The sequence below is a fragment of the Pseudoflavonifractor sp. 60 genome (assembly GCF_009911645.1).
Classification (GTDB): domain Bacteria; phylum Bacillota; class Clostridia; order Oscillospirales; family Oscillospiraceae; genus Lawsonibacter.
In genome coordinates this window covers 53,365-68,744 of the sequence record NZ_QWKI01000019.1, presented here as the reverse complement: position 1 = coordinate 68,744, position 15,380 = coordinate 53,365, and the positions used below count along the sequence as shown (strand labels likewise).

Below are 15,380 nucleotides of genomic sequence, written 5' to 3'. Positions count from 1 at the left end.
GCCCGCAGGCGGCCTGGCCCCTTTGAAAAGGGGCTCCGGCGAAGCCGGTGGGGATTGACTTGCTGGCACTGATTCTACTTGAAATCTGGGATAGAAGATGGTTCTTCCAGGGACCATCCCCCGCCCTCGCTTCGCTCGGGCACCCCCTTTGCCAAAGGGGGCAAGCGGCTTCGCCGCTTGTGCGCCTCTGCGGCATTACAAGGTGGAACTGCCCCGGCCCGCTCTACAATTTCTCTACTTTACGAATTGAAGTCTTTGCAGGTCCGGCCAGGCGGCGGCGCGTATGAAAAGGGAGAACGCCATGAGCTACACGATTTTAAGCAAGTACCGCACGGAACTAATGGGGGCGGCCATCCTCTGGGTGATGTTGTTTCACTCCTTCGACCTGGACCTGGGTCTGCCGCTGCTGAACTGGCTGCGGGCCGCCGGCTTTGGCGGGGTTGACATCTTCATTCTGCTGTCCTCCATGGGCCTGACCATGTCCCTGTCCCGGCGGGAACAGGACTACGCCTCTTTCATGGGCCGCCGGGCCAGTCGAGTGCTTCCGGCCTACTACCTGGTGATGATCCCCTACACCGTCTTCTACATTCTGCACTACCAGACGGGCTGGAGCGGCCTGCTGTGGAACTGCTTGCTGCTGTACTACTGGGTGCGGCCTGCGGCGGCCTTCAACTGGTATATCGCCGGGTCCATGACCTTCTACGCCGTGACCCCCATGTGCTTCCGGGCCATGAGGGACAGCCGGCGGCGGGAGCTGTGGACAGCGGCGGCTGTGCTGCTCAGCCTGGGGGCCAATGCGCTGCTGGTCTCGGAGGAGTACTGGTACGCCATGGATGTGGCCTTCCGGGTCCCGGTGTTCTTCCTGGGCCTGCTGCTGGGTTTCTACGCGGCGGAGGAGCGGCAGCTGAAAGGGCGAGATATTCTGTTTTGGGTCCTCTGGCTGGGGGTCGGGACGGCATACCTGCTGTTGCGCCAGCTCCGGCACCTGGAGGAGGTCCTCCCCCTGTGCCCCCTGTTCCTGTTCTCCACCGTGCCCATGTGCCTGGTGATGTGCTGGTGCTTCGACCACCTGCCCCTGGGCTGGCTGCGGCGGGGCCTGCGCGTTCTGGGGACGTACAGCCTGGAGATTTATCTGCTCAACGTCAGCTTTTTCTCTGAGGTGGCTCTGTGGCGGCAGTTTGTCTCCTTCGGCCCCAGCAACCGGGCCTACTTCCTGCTGTCCTACGCCCTCAATATCGCCGGGGCGGTCCTCCTCCATAAGCTGACGGAGCGGCTGAAACGGCTCTGGACCGGGCGCAACCGGCAGAACTGAGATTTTGTGATTCGGCGCCAGCCGCTGAAAGAGGGCAGAGTGCTGCGGTGGGGATTGACCCGCTGGCACTGCTTCTACTTGAAATTTGAAATAGAAGCAGATTTCCTAAGACAATCCCCCGCCCTCGCTGCGCTCAGGGGCCCCCTTTGCCAAAGGGGGCAAGCGGCTTCGCCGCTTGTGGGGCCCTGCTCCGCAGGGCCCATCCCCCGTCCCGCCCGCAGGCGGCCTGGCCCCTTTAAAAAGGGGCGGAGGCGAAGCGGGCCGGGATTGACCCGCTGGCACTGCTTCGACTAAAGTCTAAAAAAGAAGATAATCTTTCCAGGCAAGCGCTTTTGGAAGGGATTGCATATTTCTCCTTCATCCTCTATAATAGGAAGAGTCAAAAAGGAGGACATTCTATGCTTCTGAACGTATTAGCGGTAGGCGACGTGGTAGGCGAGGGGGGCCAGGACATTCTGGCGCGGCGTCTGCCCGGACTGCGGGAGGAGACCGGCGCGCACTTTGCGGTGGTCAACGGGGAGAACGCCTCTGGAGTGGGCATCACTCCCGCCCAGGCCCGGCGGATTTTGGACTCTGGGGCGGACGTGATAACTCTGGGCAACCATACCTGGAACCGCATTCAGATTGGGGCCTTTCTGGACAAGGAGGAGCGCATCCTCCGCCCTGCCAACTACGCGGGCCGGGTCCCCGGCAGGGGGGCGGGGGTCTACCAGTGCCAGGGACTGCGTCTGCTGGTACTCAATCTCATGGGCCGGGTGGAGCTGAACGCCAACCTGGACAGCCCCTTCAAGGCGGCCAATTTCCACCTGAACCGGGAGAAGTACGACCTGGCCCTGGTGGACTTCCACGCCGAGGCCACCAGCGAGAAGGGAGCCATGGGCTGGCACCTGGACGGCCGGGCGGCGGCGGTATGGGGGACCCACACCCACGTGCCCACGGCGGACTGCCGCGTTCTGCCCCAGGGCACCGGCTTTGTCACCGACCTGGGGATGACCGGCCCTGTCAACTCGGTGCTGGGCATCAAGCCGGAGAACTCCCTGAACCTCTTCCTGGGGGGGTTGCCCCGGCGGTATGAGGAGGCGGAAGGGAACTGCAAGCTGAACGCCTGCCTGTTTACCATCGACACAGACAAGAAGAAATGTGTGGCTGTCCGGCGGACGGATATTGAGGAGTAGGTTTATGATCCGACCCTTTGTGCCCCAGGACCTGGAGCAGATTTTAAACATTTGGCTGGAGACAAACCTTCAGGCCCACCCCTTTGTCCCCGCCTCCTACTGGCGCGGCCAGCTGGAGGGGGTGGGCCAGGCCCTGCCCCAGGCGGAGGTCTATGTCTGGGAGGAGGAGGGCCGAGTGCTGGGCTTTCTGGGTTTGGTGGAGGACTATATCGCCGGCATTTTCGTCCGGCCCGGCTGTCAGTCGGCGGGCGTCGGGAAACAGCTGCTGGACCGGGCCAAGGAGGTCCGGGAGCAGCTGACTCTCCACGTCTACCGGAAAAACACCCGGGCCGCCGCCTTCTACCGCCGGGAGGGATTTTCCCCGTTGTCGGAGCAGACCGACCCGGCCACCGGGGAGGAGGAGCTGGAGATGGTCTGGAGGGAGGGGCCGCTATGCTGAAAATTATCCACGGAGCGGACTTCCACCTGGATAGCCCCTTTGCCGGTCTCAGCCCCGAGGGGGCCGCCCGGCGCAGGGGGGAGCAGCGGGACCTGCTGGAGGCCCTGGCCCGGTTGGCGCGGGAAAAAGAGGCTGATCTGGTGCTGCTGGCGGGGGACCTGCTGGACTCGGAGCGCTGTTACCGGGAGACCGCCCAGGCCCTGCGCGCCGCTCTGGCCTCCATCCCCTGTCCGGTGTTCATTTCCCCCGGCAACCACGACTTTTACAGTTCCCGGTCGGTCTGGGCCACGCTGGACTGGCCGGAAAACGTACATATTTTCACCAGCCTGGAGCGGGTCGAGGCCCCGGAGTACACCCTGTGGGGGCGGGCCTTCACGGATCCTCACCAGGACACCTGCCCCCTGGAGGGGCTGGAGGTCCCCGATGACGGCAAGCTCCACCTGGCCTGCCTCCACGGCGAGGTGGACCCGGCGGGGCACTACGGTCCCATTTCCCGGACGGACATTGCCGCCAGCGGCCTGGACTACCTGGCTCTGGGCCACATCCACCAGACCATCGGGCCGCAGAGGGAGGGGAACACCTTCTGGGCCTACCCCGGCTGTCCCGAGGGAAGGGGCTTCGACGAGCTGGGGGAGAAGGGGGTCCTCTATGTGGAGGCGGAGCCGGGGCATGTAACCGCCCGGCTGGTCCCCCTGGCCCGGCGGCGGTATGAGATTTTATCTGTGGATATCACCGGGACCGAGCCCCTGTCTGCCATCCGGGCCGCGGCGCCGGAACAGAGTGAAAACCTGATTTGCCGGGTTATCCTCACGGGGGAGGGGGAGAAGCCCGACCTGGCCGCCCTGGAGCGGGCGCTGTCCCCGGCGTTTTTCGGGCTGACCCTGGTGGACCACACCCGCCTGCCCCGGGACCTGTGGGGGCGGCGGGAGGAGGACTCCCTGACTGGGCTGTTCCTGGGGGAGCTGTGGGAGCAGCCGGAGGGCCCCCTGAAGGAGCTGGCGGCGCGGTACGGGCTGGCGGCGCTGGAGGGAGGCGAGGGACTGTGAGGATCAAATCCATGACCGCTGTCTTTGGCGGGCTGGACCGGGCCGGGCTGGAGCTGGGTCCCGGCCTCAACCTGATCGAGGCCCCCAACGAGGGGGGCAAATCCACCTGGTGCGCCTTCTGGCGGGCCATGCTCTACGGCATCGACACCCGGGACCGGGACCGGAAGGGCCATCTGGCGGACAAAAATCGCTTTCAGCCCTGGTCGGGGGCCCCGATGGAGGGGGAGCTGACCCTGGAGTGGCAGGGGCGGGAGATCACGCTGCGCCGGGGCCTCCGGGGAAACGCCCCCTTCGGCAGCTTCTCGGCGGTGTACGCCGGGACGGAGGAGGCGGTGCCTGGGCTGTCCGCCTCGGTGTGCGGAGAGATGCTCACCGGCGTGGGGCAGGAGGTCTTTCTCCGCTCCGCCTTTCTGGGGGGCGGCAATCTGGCCGTCACCGCCGCGCCGGAGCTGGAGCGCCGCATTGCCGCCCTGGTCACTACGGGCCAGGAGGACGTGTCCTTTTCCCAGGGAATGGAGCGGCTGAGGGCCTGGAAAAACCGGCGGCAGGTCAACCGCAGCACCGGGGAGATCCCCCGGCTGGAGGGGGAGCTGGCCCGGACCGAGGAGTCCCTGGCCCGTATCGAGGAGCTTTCCGCCCGCATTGCCCAGCTGGAGGGGGAGCGGGCAGAGCTGGAGGGCCGCTGGGAGGAGGGCCGCCAACAGGCCCGGCAGGAGTTTGACCGGCGGCTGGCCCAGGCTCAGAAGGAGTACCAGCGGGCCCAAGGTCAGGCAGAGGCATTGGAGTCCGGCCCCGCCCTCCCCAGCCAGGAGGAGCTGAGAGGGGCCCAGGGGGAGCTGCAATACCTCAGAGTGCTGGAGGAGGAGCTGCGCCAGGGGACCGCCGCCCTGGGAGAGGCGGAGGAGGAGGTCCGGAGGGCCGAGGCGGCCCGGGAGGATGAACACTTCTCCGGCCTCACCGGAGAGGAGGCGGCGGTCCGAGCGGCAGAGGAGGCCGCCGGCTGGCAGGAGGCGGTCCGCGAAGGGGAGCGGGCCAAAAAATGGGGCCGGCTGTCTCTGGTTCTGGCCCTCCTGGCCGCCGCGGGGTGGCAGCTGACGGCCCGTCTCCTGGAGGGACCCGCCGCCCTGCCCTGGGGCTTGGCCGGGGCCGCCGTCCTGCTGCTGGTCCTCAGTCTGTGGTCCTTCCGCCGGGAACGGGGGAGCAGAGAGCTGGCCCGGAGCCTGCTGGCCCGGTACGGCGTTGACACCCCGGAGGAGCTCACCGCCCTGGCCCGGGACTACCAGGCGCGCTGCCAGACGGCGGAGAAAGCCGCCCACAAGGTGGAGGTCATCCGGGCCGCCGTGGTGGAGCGGCAAATCAAGCGGGAGGACGTCCGGTCTGCCCTGCTGAACTTTGTCCACCAGTTCGCCCCGGAGGCCAGGGATATGTACGGCTGCTCCGCCGCCCTGTCCCGGGCGCTGTGTCAGGACCGGGACCTGGCGCTGGCCCGCCAGCGCGCCCGGGAGGGCCGGCGGCGGCTGGAGGACCTGAGCGTCCAGGCCCCGCCCCTGGGCGTCTCCGAGGAGGTCCGGGAGCGGCTGGAGGGAGTGAACGCCAGGCTCAACCAGGCCCGGGGGGCCCTGCGAAACATGGGCGACCCCGCCGCGCTGGCCGCCCAGCGGGAACAGCTGGAGGAGGCGCTGGCCCAGCGCAGGCTGGAGCTGGAGGCGCTGAATCTGGCTATGGACGCCCTGACCCAGGCCAACACCCGCCTCCAGGAGCGGTTTTCCCCGGAGCTCAACGCTTTGACAGGGGAGTATCTGGCCAGACTCACCGGGGACCGGTACCAGAGCGTCAGCCTGACCCGGGAGCTGGAGGGCTTTGTCCGGACCCGGGAGGAGGTCCTGCCCCGCAGCGTCCTGTGCCTGTCTCGGGGGACGGCGGACCAGCTGTATCTGGCTGTCCGGCTGGCGGTGTGCCGGCTGTGCCTGCCGGAGCGGCCCCCCATCGTGTTGGACGACGCCCTCACCGCCTTTGATGACCGGCGGCTGACCCTGGCCCTGGAGCTGCTGCGGGAGCTGGCGGAGGAGCAGCAGATCATCCTCTTCACCTGCCAGCGGCGGGAGGGGGAGAGCCTGGCCGGCGTACCCGGGGTGATGCGGATCAGGCTGTAGGGGACTTGGCGCCCACCCGAGAAAGACGGTTGCATTTTTTCCCGAAACCGGTTATAATACCACCACGACACAAGGAAAAGAGGGACCCCAATGGACGAATACAACGACCTGCCCCAGAGCCGGGAGGAGCCCGAGTCCGCCGCGCCGGACCAGGAGGAGAAGACCGGTCCGCTCTGGAAGGAGGAGGACGAAGAGCAAGAGGAGGAGCGCCGCCCCGGGGCGGGTCTCTTCGAGTGGGTACAGATGCTGTTGGGCTGTGTAATGGCGGCGGTGGTGCTGTTCAACTGTGTGGCCCGGCTCACCCGGGTCGACGGGCAGTCCATGGACAACACCCTGCGGGACGGGGAGATCATGCTGATCTGGTCTCTGGGCTACACCCCCAAGCAGGGGGACATTGTGGTGCTGAACAAGACTAATGTGCTCCTGTCCGACTGGGTAGAGCCCCAGGCTATTGTCAAGCGGGTCATTGCTACCGGCGGGCAGACGGTGGATGTGGACTACGACACCAGCACCGTCTACGTGGACGGACAGCCCCTGGACGAGCCCTATATCAAGGAGGAGATGTACCACCCCCCCTATCAGCAGACCCACTGGGAGGTCCCCGAGGGCTCCATCTTCGTCATGGGGGACAACCGGAACAACTCCACCGACAGCCGGGACGACCGGCTGGGCCCCATCGACACCGGCTATGTGCTGGGCAAGGCGGTGCTGGCCCTGTGGCCGGTCTCCCGCTTCGGACCCGTATAAATCTGACGCGCCTCCCACCGGGCTCTCCGGGGGAGGCGCGTTTTTATGGGGTCTGCTCCTGGACGTGGCGCAGAAATTCCGGGGTCCTGGACCAGTACCGGATCCCCCAGTGCTCAAAATCCCACTGCTCCGAGTAGGGATTGCATTCGTAGTCGATGTAGTACAGCCGCCCCTGCCAGGGGATGAAGTTGGTGGGGAACCAGTCGATGTTTAGCCCGGCGGGGCGCAGCAGGGCGCTGATGGTCCGGACCTGCTCCAGGCACCAGGGGGGCAGCGCGCCGCTCAGGACCAGCCCATAGACCGTCTCCCCCGGGATGTATTCTTTTAATATGCGCTCCCGTGCCCGGTCGGTCTCCAGCAGCTCCGGCAGGGGGACGCCCAGTTCCTGCAGCTTGTGATAGTCCCCCAGCTCCGAGGCCAGCTTGTCCCCAAACTGGTAGTAGGCGCAGGGCTCGTGGTGGATCTGCTTGCACACCAGCTGCCGCCCTCCGCCGCCGTCCACCAGATAGGAGTATCCCCCCTTGCCCCGGCCCAGCAGCCGGAGAACGGGGTACGCCCCGGCGTTGACCTCCAGCGCAATATCCTCCATAGGCCGCTCCTCCCCTCCTTTTTCCGGCCCATTGTACCACGGCGGACCGGAATCTGCAAGGGAGTTTGACGCCTTCTGTCAGTCTCCCATGGGTTTTTCGTGGAATTTGAGTGGATTTTATCTTGAAACCGGGGCGGTTCCTGTGCTATAATAGAAAAGTTAATATGTCGTAATGCACTCTGCGGGAGGGGGGACGCCAGTGAAATACAAGCAGTGGAAGGTGGCCCCGCCCTGTCCCAGAGGGCAGCGGGCCCTGGAGGAGGCGGGCCTGCCCCCTCTGCTGGCCGGCCTGCTGTCCGCCCGGGGGATCACCCACGGGGAGGAGGCCCGGCGTCTCCTCTCTCCGGCGTCTGAGCCCATCCCGGACCCTTTGCTGCTGCGGGACATGGACCGGGCGGCGGCGCGGGTCCGGCTGGCCCTGGAGCGGAGGGAGCGGATCGCCGTCTACGGGGACTACGACGTGGACGGCATCACCTCCACCTGTCTGCTGGCCCAGTTTCTCACCGCCCGCGGGGGCGAGGTGCTCCCCTATATCCCCAGCCGCCTGGGGGAGGGCTACGGCCTGAACGCCGAGGCGGTGCAGGCCCTGGCGGGACAGGGGGTCTCGCTGATCCTCACCGTGGACTGCGGCATTACCGCCGTGGAGGAGACCCGGCTGGCCAACCGCCTGGGCATCGACGTGGTCATCACTGACCACCACGCCTGCAAGGAGGAGCTGCCCCCCGCCGAGGCGGTAGTGGACCCCCACCGGCCCGACTGCCCCTACCCCTTCAAGGGACTGGCGGGGGTGGGGGTTGCCCTGATGCTGGCTCTGGCGGTGGCGGGCCGGGAAAATGCCAGGGCCGTCTTTGATGAATTCTGCGACTTGGCCGCCATTGGAACGGTGGCCGACGTAATGCCCATGATGGGGGCCAACCGGGCCATTGTCAGCCTGGGTCTGGCCAAGCTGGACCGCCCCCGCAGGCCGGGACTGGCCGCCCTCATCCGCAGCTCCGGGCTGGAGGACAAGCCGGTGACCTCGGTGGCGGTGGGCTACACCCTGGCCCCCCGCATCAACGCCTCGGGCCGCATGGGCCAGGCGGAGGTGGCGGTGGAGCTTTTCCTCACCGACAGCCCCGCCCGGGCCGAGGAGCTGGCCGCTCAGCTGTGCGAGCTGAACCGGGAGCGCCAGGGCATTGAGGGGGAGATTTTCCAGCAGTGCGTCCAGCAGCTGGAGGAGGAACCCCAGGAGGGGGCTATCGTGCTGGCGGGGCGGCAGTGGCACCAGGGGGTTGTGGGCATTGTGGCCTCCCGCCTGGCGGAGAAGTACTCCTGCCCCTGTTTTATGATCTGTCTGGACGGCGGTCTGGGCAAGGGGTCCTGCCGCTCCTGGGGGGATGTGAACCTCTTTGAGCTGCTGTCCGCCAGCGCCCCCCTGCTGGAGAACTTCGGCGGGCACGCCCTGGCCGCCGGCTTTACCGTGCGGGAGGAGAACATCCCCGCCCTGGCCCGGTCCCTGCGGCGGGCGGTGCTCCGCCACTGCCAGGGCAGGGCGCTGCCCTCAGTGCTGGAGATCGATCTGGCCGTGACCCCCCAGCAGCTGACGCCGGAGGCGGTGGAGCCCCTGGACCTGCTGGAGCCCTGCGGCACCGGCAATCCCAGACCGGTCTTCCTCCTCCAGGGAGCCCAGGTCCACTCCATGGCCCAGGTGGGGCGAGGCCGGCACCTGAAGCTGAAGCTGGAGTCCCGGGGGATGGCCCTGGACGCCATTTTCTTCTCCAACCAGGGGGCGGAGCTGGGCCTGTACCCCGGCTGTCGGGCCGACGTGGCCTTCTACCCCCAGATCAATGATTTTCGGGGCAGTCACACCGTCCAGCTCCAGGTGGTGGACCTGTGCCTAGCCCCCTCCCGGGCTCAGCTGGAGCAGGCCATCTATGACAAGTACCGCACCGGGGAGGCGCTGACCCGGGAGGAGGCCCAATTCCTTCTGCCCCAGCGGCAGGACTTTGTGGGTTTGTACCGCTGGCTCAAGCGGCAGTCCACCGGCTGTACCGTGGTGGAGGACACCCCAGCCCGCATTGCTAGGGCCGTCTCCCGGGCAACCCGGCAGCGGGAGATCCCCGCCCGCACCATGCTGTGCCTGGAAGTGCTGGAGGAGCGGGGGCTCATCAACATGAACCGGCGGGTTGACCGCATCCAGATCACCTTGTGCCAGGTGGAGCATAAGGTGGATTTGGAGGCGTCCGCCATCATCCGCCGCCTGCGGGCCGTTTTAGAGGATGGTGTGTAGGGGCGGCGGCCCTGATTAACCCTAAACCGAGGTGATTTTATGGACCCCATTTTGGAACGCTATCATACGCTGGAAAAAAAGGTCCAGTCCTATATTCCTACACTGGATACCAAGCGGCTGTTTGACGCCTTTTCCTACGCGGACACCGCCCACCACAGCCAGCTGCGCAAAAGCGGCGAGCCCTATATCATCCACCCCATTGCGGTGGCGGAAATTGTGGCCGAGCTGGAGCTGGACCTGGACGCGGTGGTGGCCGCGCTGCTCCACGACTGCATTGAGGACACCGCCTCCACCCACGAGGAGATTGCCAAAAAGTTCAATCCCACCGTGGCGGAGCTGGTGGAGGGGGTCACCAAGCTGACCAAGATGCAGTTTGTCACCAAGGAAGAGGAGCAGATGGAGAATCTGCGGAAAATGCTCATGGCCATGAGCCGGGATATCCGGGTCATCCTCATCAAGGTATGCGACCGGCTGCACAATATGCGCACCATGGAGTACCAGTCCCCCCGGAAGCAGCGGGAGAAGTCTCTGGAGACCATGGAGATCTACGCCCCCATCGCCCACCGTCTGGGAATGCAGAAGATCAAGTGGGAGCTGGAGGACCTGTCCCTGCGCTACCTGGACCCGGTGGGCTACAAGGAGATCGTGGAGGAGCTGACCGACCGCTCCTCTGCCCACGAGGAGTTTCTGGCCGGCATTCAGCAGCGCATTGAGCAGCGCCTGCACCAGGAGGGCATTCACTGTACCATCTATGGCAGGGTGAAGCATATCTACTCCATCTACCGGAAAATGTTTACCCAGAACAAGACGCTGGATGAGATTTTCGACCTGTACGCCTTCCGGGTCATTGTCAACGACATTCCGGAGTGCTACAACGTTCTGGGCTGTATCCATGATATGTTCAAGCCGGTGCTGGGCCGGTTTAAGGACTACATCGGGACCCCCAAGCCCAATATGTACCAGTCCCTCCACACCACCGTCATTGGCCGGGAGGGCATCCCCTTCGAGGTCCAGATCAGGACCTGGGAGATGCACCAGACCGCCGAGTACGGCATCGCCGCCCACTGGAAGTACAAGCAGGGGATGGCCAACAGGAAGCTGGGCACCGAGCACGAGTTCGAGTGGGTGCGCAAGCTGCTGGAGGGACAGCAGGACACCGACGCGGAGGAGTTTGTCAGCACACTGAAGGTGGACCTCTTCGCCGACGAGGTGTTCGTCTTTACCCCCAACGGCGATGTGAAGAGCCTGCCCCAGGGGGCGACCCCCATCGACTTTGCCTACAACATCCACTCCGCCGTGGGCAACCATATGGTGGGGGCCCGGGTCAATGGCCGGATGGTCCCCTACGACTACAAGCTGACCAACGGCGACATTGTGGAGGTCATTACCGCCAAAAACGCCAAGGGTCCCAGCCGGGACTGGCTGAAGCTGTGTATGTCCAACGAGGCCCGGAACAAGATCCGCCAGTGGTTCAAGAAGGAGCGGCGGGAGGAGAACATCGCCACCGGCCGGGCCGCCTTTGACGCGGAGCTGAAGCACGCCAAGATGACCCTGGCCACCATTACCAGTGAGGAGGTCTTGCCCCACATCCTGCGCAAGCTGCGCTGCGGAACCCTGGACGAGCTGTATGCCTCCATCGGCTACGGGGGGACCACCGCCTCCAAATCGGTGGCCCGCATCCGGGAGGAGCTCCAGCGTTTGGGCCGCCTCCAGGCGGAGAAGGCCGCAGCCGCCGCCCGCACCCTGGAGGAGAGCGTGATTATGCCGGGGAACGCCGCCCCGTCGGACCCCCACGGCCCCGTCAAGCCCAGGCACTCCGACTCGGGCATTATCGTGGAGGGGCTGGGCAACTGCCTGGTGAAGTTCGCCAAGTGCTGCACCCCGGTGCCCGGGGACCCGGTGATCGGCTTTATAACCCGGGGCTACGGGGTGTCGGTCCACCGCTGCGACTGCCCAAACGCCGCCCCCGACAAGCGCAAGCCGGAGGAGGCCGACCGGTGGGTCAAGGTCTCCTGGGTTGAGAGCAAGCTGCCCAACTACAAGACCTCCCTGGAGCTGTCCGCCAAGGACCGGGACAATCTGACCCTGGACGTGGCAATGGCCCTGTCCACGGCGAAGGTGAAGGTGTCCGCCCTGGCCGCCCGCGCCATGCCCGACGGTCACGCCACCATCAGTATGGTGGTGGAGGTGAAGGACAAGGACGAGCTGGAGGGGGTCATCAACAAGCTGAACAATATCCAGGGCGTGTACCACGTAGCCCGGGCCAGCGGGAAATAAAGGGGCGGTTGTCTGTGGTATTTAATTTTCTCGGCATTTTCTTTGGCTGGACCTGGTTTATTTGGGCGCCTGTGTTCATCTGCACTCTGGTCAGTGCCATCCACCACAAGCCCCAGCCCCCGAAGAACGGGGAAAATGCCCCGGTCAACTGGCCCCTTTTCTGGGCCGCCCTGTCCTTCACCATCATCCTGGGCGGACTCACATCCCTTATCTTTATGGCAGCATGACCAAAAGGCTATGTATACCGGCCATCCATTTTTAACAAAGGACGTGATTCTATGCGTGCGGTCGTTACGCGCGTGACCTCCGCCTCCGTTACCATCGGCGGCAGAGTGAACGGGGCCATTGAGCGGGGCTTTCTGGTGCTGCTGGGGGTTGGCCCGGAGGACAACGAGGCCGTGTGCGATAAATTGGCGGAAAAGGTGTGCAACCTGCGGGTCTTTGAGGACGAGAACGGCAAAATGAACCTGAACCTGGAGCAGGTGGGGGGCGCTCTGCTGGTGATCTCCCAGTTTACCCTCTATGCCGACACCTCCTCCCGCCGCCCCGGCTTCTCCCGCGCCGCCAAGCCCGACCTGGCCGGCCCCCTGTATGAGCGCTTCCTGGACCAGTGCCGCCGGCGGGGCTTTTCCGTGGAGCACGGGGAGTTCGGCGCGGATATGCAGGTGGCGTCGGTAAACGACGGGCCGGTGACCATCCTCTTTGACACGGACAAACCCTAAGGAGGTCTTTCCATGGACCCTGAGAAAATCCGCCAGCCCAACCCGGACTGGCCCTGGATGATGGAAGTGGGGGGCAATCCTCCGGAGGACGCCGCCCGCCACGTCAAGCTGGCTCTGGAGTGGCTGAGTCCTGACGGGAAGAGCTTCGTCAGCCTGCGTCAGGAGGCCCCCCACGACCCGGAGCAGTACTGGTTTATCCAATGTCTCATTTCCATCTGTGGTCCCGGCGAGGGGCAGTATGTGGTGCAGTGCGGCTATGCGGAGACCGGCGGCCAGGTGCTCCTGGAGCGGTACTGTCCGGATTTGGAAGCGGTGTTTGCCCTGTTCCACCCGGCATTGGAGTATGAACCCGTGGATTTTTCCGGTTTTACACAATTTCTGCGTCAGCCAGACGGCAGCTGGCAGGCGGTGCAATCAATTTAAGGAGGCTTCCCAATGGACCCTGAGAAAATCCGCCAGCCCAACCCGGAGTGGCCCTGGACCCTCAGCGAGGGCGGGAATCTGTTCCGGGATTTTACCTGGGCAAACATCGAATACGACCTGGCCGAGCTCTATCCCGACAACGACAGCTTTATCATTCTGGAGCAGAAGGACCCCGCCGACGAGAGCCATTACTGGTTCATCCAGAGCGCCATTGCCCTGAAGGGGCCCAACAAGGACGACTATATTGTGGGTGTGGGCTGGAACGGGGAGAGCGGTCCGGTGCTGCTGGAGCGGTGTTACCACTGGAAGGACCTGGACACCGTGATTGACATATTTGAGCGGGCGTTTCAGCGCAAGCCGCTGGACCTGACCGGCTATGAGAGCTTCTTTTAATGTGCTGGAGGAATGATTATGAAGGTCAAAATGATGCAGGTGGGCCCCATTGTCACCAACTGCTATTTTCTCATCGACACGGACAGCAATCAGATGGCGGTCATCGACCCGGGGGACGAGCCGGAGCTGATCCAGGAGGCCATTGAGGAGACTGGGGCTCAGGTGAAGTATATCCTCCTGACCCACGGCCACTACGACCACACTACCGCCGTCCCCGCCCTCCACCGGGTCTACCCGGAGGCGGAGATCTATATCCACCAGGCCGACGCCAACGGGGCGGGCAGCAAGCTGTTCCCCCTGGCGGGCGAGGTGGATGGGCTGAAATTTTATGATGAGGGGGACGTTCTGGCCCTGGGGTCCATCCAGATCAAGGTCCTCCATACCCCCGGCCACTCCCCCGGCTCTGTGACCCTGAAAGCGGGGGACGCCCTGTTTACCGGCGACACCATGTTTGCGGGCAACTGCGGCCGCACTGACCTGCGCGGGGGCAGCTATGAGGAGATTTTGAACTCCCTGGGGCGGCTGGGACGGCTGGAGGGCAATTTCCACGTCCTGCCCGGCCACGAGGGAACGTCAACCCTGGAGCAGGAGCGGAACTATAACCCCTACGTGCGTATGGGTATGGAGGGTACGCGGCCCTGACCAGCGGCAATGGAGCGGGAGATGGGCCCGGCTTCGCCGGGCCGCACAAGCGGCGAAGCCGCTTGCCCCCTTTGGCAAAGGGGGCCCTGAGCGAAGCGAGGGCGGGGGATTGTACGTCAGCAGAGCAGCGCTTGTTAGAACTGGAGCGGGGATTGCCGTCCTATGGCGCACAGTTTCGTGACTTTAAAGTTGCTTCTTATGGTCAATCCCCACCGGCTTCGCCGGAGCCCCTTTTCAAAGGGGCCAGACCGCCTGCGGGCGGGACGGGGGATAGGCCCTGCTCCGCAGGGCCGCACAAGCGGCGAAGCCGCTTGCCCCCTTTGGCAAAGGGGGTGCCCGAGCGAAGCGAGGGCGGGGGATTGTCTTAGGAAAGCTGCTTCAATTTGAGCTTTTAGGTAGAAAAGGTGCCAGCAGGTCAATCCCCACCGCACCGCACCGCCCCTTTTCAAAGGGACCAGGCCGCCTGCGGGCGGGACGAGGGATGGGCCCTGCGGAGCGGGGCCACACAAGCGGCGAAGCCGCTTGCCCCCTTTTGAAAGGGGGTGCCCGAGCGAAGCGAGGGCGGGGGATTGTACGTCAGCAGAGCAACACCTATTAGAACCGGGGCGGCGGGTCCTACTGAACGATCCCGCTGATGATGTCCTTTTTCAGTCCCAGGCCGAAGAGATAGCAGGCCTGGAGCTCACAGCGCAGGTGCCAATTCAGAACCGACTCAAAGGCGCTGTACCGCTCAAAGCCGATAAGCTCCCGCAGCTCCTGAGCGGCGCGGTTATAATCCTGCTCCGCCTGGACATATTCGGGCAAAGTGTTGCAGAATTTAGCGATTTCTGATGGAATTTCCGGGTTGTCAAGGAATAGAGTTTGTAGTATAGTAGTGTTCATTGTATTGCTCCTTTCACTTGCAATCTATGTTCGTGCCTCTCATTATACTCGTAAGTTGTGTTCGTGTCAAGGGGGATTTTATGGCCAATTTAGGTGAAAGACTGAAGCTGCTGAGAAAGGAAAAGGGCCTGAAGCAAGTGGAGATGGCAAAACAGTTTAATCAAAGCCCGCGGGCATATCAATATTATGAGGCGGGCACCCGCCACCCTGAGTATGACCACCTGCTCGCCTTAGCGGACTTCTTCAATGTCAGCCTGGACTATCTGGTTGGCCGTAGCGAGACCCGGGAGCGGCAGCCATAAAGTCTGGAG

General features: G+C 64.5%; 16 protein-coding genes. 14 read left to right on the top strand and 2 right to left on the bottom strand.

Annotated elements, in window-relative coordinates; genetic code table 11:
- The first annotated feature begins 283 nt into the window (after positions 1 to 283).
- From D1646_RS02470 to lepB, 6 genes are all read left to right on the top strand, one after another.
- Positions 284 to 1,312 carry an acyltransferase gene (locus D1646_RS02470; RefSeq protein ID WP_160634918.1) on the top strand — a complete coding sequence of 343 codons (1,029 nt, stop codon included), beginning with the start codon at positions 284 to 286 and terminating at the stop codon, positions 1,310 to 1,312.
- 398 nt (positions 1,313 to 1,710) lie between these two features.
- The gene (locus D1646_RS02465) at positions 1,711 to 2,487 is read left to right on the top strand and encodes a TIGR00282 family metallophosphoesterase (RefSeq protein WP_160634917.1); all 777 of its coding nucleotides are present in this window, start codon (positions 1,711 to 1,713) and stop codon (positions 2,485 to 2,487) included.
- A 4-nt stretch (positions 2,488 to 2,491) separates the two neighbouring features.
- A complete protein-coding gene (locus D1646_RS02460) occupies positions 2,492 to 2,926 on the top strand; it encodes a GNAT family N-acetyltransferase (RefSeq protein WP_160634916.1) in 435 nt (144 codons plus the stop codon).
- The gene (locus D1646_RS23630) at positions 2,920 to 3,972 is read left to right on the top strand and encodes a DNA repair exonuclease (RefSeq protein WP_160634915.1); all 1,053 of its coding nucleotides are present in this window, start codon (positions 2,920 to 2,922) and stop codon (positions 3,970 to 3,972) included. Before D1646_RS02460 ends, D1646_RS23630 begins: the two co-directional genes overlap by 7 nt.
- Positions 3,969 to 6,125 carry an AAA family ATPase gene (locus D1646_RS02450; RefSeq protein ID WP_160634914.1) on the top strand — a complete coding sequence of 719 codons (2,157 nt, stop codon included), beginning with the start codon at positions 3,969 to 3,971 and terminating at the stop codon, positions 6,123 to 6,125. The genes D1646_RS23630 and D1646_RS02450 overlap by 4 nt, the downstream gene beginning before the upstream one ends.
- Before the next feature lie 90 nt (positions 6,126 to 6,215).
- Positions 6,216 to 6,872 (top strand): signal peptidase I, encoded by a 657-nt coding sequence (gene lepB / locus D1646_RS02445; RefSeq protein WP_160634913.1) that lies wholly within the window; start codon positions 6,216 to 6,218, stop codon positions 6,870 to 6,872.
- 43 nt (positions 6,873 to 6,915) lie between these two features.
- Here the strand turns inward: lepB and D1646_RS02440 are convergent, their stop codons facing one another.
- A complete protein-coding gene (locus D1646_RS02440) occupies positions 6,916 to 7,461 on the bottom strand; it encodes a hypothetical protein (RefSeq protein ID WP_160634912.1) in 546 nt (181 codons plus the stop codon).
- Between the two features lie 199 nt (positions 7,462 to 7,660).
- Here D1646_RS02440 and recJ point away from each other — a divergent pair, with 199 nt between their 5' ends.
- From recJ to D1646_RS02405, 7 genes are read left to right on the top strand one after another with little or no spacing between them, the layout of a single operon-like run.
- Positions 7,661 to 9,730 (top strand): single-stranded-DNA-specific exonuclease RecJ, encoded by a 2,070-nt coding sequence (gene recJ, locus D1646_RS02435; RefSeq protein WP_160634911.1) that lies wholly within the window; start codon positions 7,661 to 7,663, stop codon positions 9,728 to 9,730.
- Between the two features lie 39 nt (positions 9,731 to 9,769).
- Positions 9,770 to 12,007, top strand: coding sequence for a bifunctional (p)ppGpp synthetase/guanosine-3',5'-bis(diphosphate) 3'-pyrophosphohydrolase (locus D1646_RS02430; protein ID WP_160634910.1), 2,238 nt, complete (start codon positions 9,770 to 9,772; stop codon positions 12,005 to 12,007).
- Between the two features lie 14 nt (positions 12,008 to 12,021).
- On the top strand, positions 12,022 to 12,234 hold the full coding sequence (locus D1646_RS02425) for a hypothetical protein (protein ID WP_160634909.1): 213 nt from the start codon (positions 12,022 to 12,024) through the stop codon (positions 12,232 to 12,234).
- A gap of 51 nt (positions 12,235 to 12,285) precedes the next feature.
- Positions 12,286 to 12,729, top strand: coding sequence for a D-aminoacyl-tRNA deacylase (dtd, locus tag D1646_RS02420; RefSeq protein WP_160634908.1), 444 nt, complete (start codon positions 12,286 to 12,288; stop codon positions 12,727 to 12,729).
- A 12-nt stretch (positions 12,730 to 12,741) separates the two neighbouring features.
- On the top strand, positions 12,742 to 13,152 hold the full coding sequence (locus D1646_RS02415; RefSeq protein WP_160634907.1) for a hypothetical protein: 411 nt from the start codon (positions 12,742 to 12,744) through the stop codon (positions 13,150 to 13,152).
- A 12-nt stretch (positions 13,153 to 13,164) separates the two neighbouring features.
- Positions 13,165 to 13,545 carry a hypothetical protein gene (locus D1646_RS02410; protein ID WP_160634906.1) on the top strand — a complete coding sequence of 127 codons (381 nt, stop codon included), beginning with the start codon at positions 13,165 to 13,167 and terminating at the stop codon, positions 13,543 to 13,545.
- Between the two features lie 18 nt (positions 13,546 to 13,563).
- Complete coding sequence (locus tag D1646_RS02405) at positions 13,564 to 14,187, top strand: MBL fold metallo-hydrolase (RefSeq protein WP_160634905.1); 624 nt, start codon at positions 13,564 to 13,566, stop codon at positions 14,185 to 14,187.
- Positions 14,188 to 14,802: 615 nt separating this feature from the next.
- Here D1646_RS02405 and D1646_RS02400 read toward each other — a convergent pair.
- The gene (locus D1646_RS02400) at positions 14,803 to 15,069 is read right to left on the bottom strand and encodes a hypothetical protein (RefSeq protein ID WP_160634904.1); all 267 of its coding nucleotides are present in this window, start codon (positions 15,067 to 15,069) and stop codon (positions 14,803 to 14,805) included.
- A gap of 80 nt (positions 15,070 to 15,149) precedes the next feature.
- On the opposite strand from D1646_RS02400, the gene D1646_RS02395 reads away from it, so the two are divergent.
- Positions 15,150 to 15,371, top strand: coding sequence for a helix-turn-helix transcriptional regulator (locus D1646_RS02395; protein WP_160634903.1), 222 nt, complete (start codon positions 15,150 to 15,152; stop codon positions 15,369 to 15,371).
- Positions 15,372 to 15,380: the final 9 nt, after the last annotated feature.

Bases quoted from the DNA above. Each gene is read 5' to 3' on its own strand.
- D1646_RS02395 (WP_160634903.1), top strand. From the start codon at position 15,150: ATGGCCAATTTAGGTGAAAGACTGAAGCTGCTGAGAAAGGAAAAGGGC.
- D1646_RS23630 (WP_160634915.1), top strand. From the start codon at position 2,920: ATGCTGAAAATTATCCACGGAGCGGACTTCCACCTGGATAGCCCCTTT.
- D1646_RS02430 (WP_160634910.1), top strand. From the start codon at position 9,770: ATGGACCCCATTTTGGAACGCTATCATACGCTGGAAAAAAAGGTCCAG.
- dtd (WP_160634908.1), top strand. From the start codon at position 12,286: ATGCGTGCGGTCGTTACGCGCGTGACCTCCGCCTCCGTTACCATCGGC.
- lepB (WP_160634913.1), top strand. From the start codon at position 6,216: ATGGACGAATACAACGACCTGCCCCAGAGCCGGGAGGAGCCCGAGTCC.
- D1646_RS02410 (WP_160634906.1), top strand. From the start codon at position 13,165: ATGGACCCTGAGAAAATCCGCCAGCCCAACCCGGAGTGGCCCTGGACC.
- D1646_RS02440 (WP_160634912.1), bottom strand. From the start codon at position 7,461: ATGGAGGATATTGCGCTGGAGGTCAACGCCGGGGCGTACCCCGTTCTC.
- D1646_RS02460 (WP_160634916.1), top strand. From the start codon at position 2,492: ATGATCCGACCCTTTGTGCCCCAGGACCTGGAGCAGATTTTAAACATT.
- D1646_RS02400 (WP_160634904.1), bottom strand. From the start codon at position 15,069: ATGAACACTACTATACTACAAACTCTATTCCTTGACAACCCGGAAATT.
- D1646_RS02405 (WP_160634905.1), top strand. From the start codon at position 13,564: ATGAAGGTCAAAATGATGCAGGTGGGCCCCATTGTCACCAACTGCTAT.
- D1646_RS02465 (WP_160634917.1), top strand. From the start codon at position 1,711: ATGCTTCTGAACGTATTAGCGGTAGGCGACGTGGTAGGCGAGGGGGGC.
- D1646_RS02470 (WP_160634918.1), top strand. From the start codon at position 284: ATGAAAAGGGAGAACGCCATGAGCTACACGATTTTAAGCAAGTACCGC.
- D1646_RS02415 (WP_160634907.1), top strand. From the start codon at position 12,742: ATGGACCCTGAGAAAATCCGCCAGCCCAACCCGGACTGGCCCTGGATG.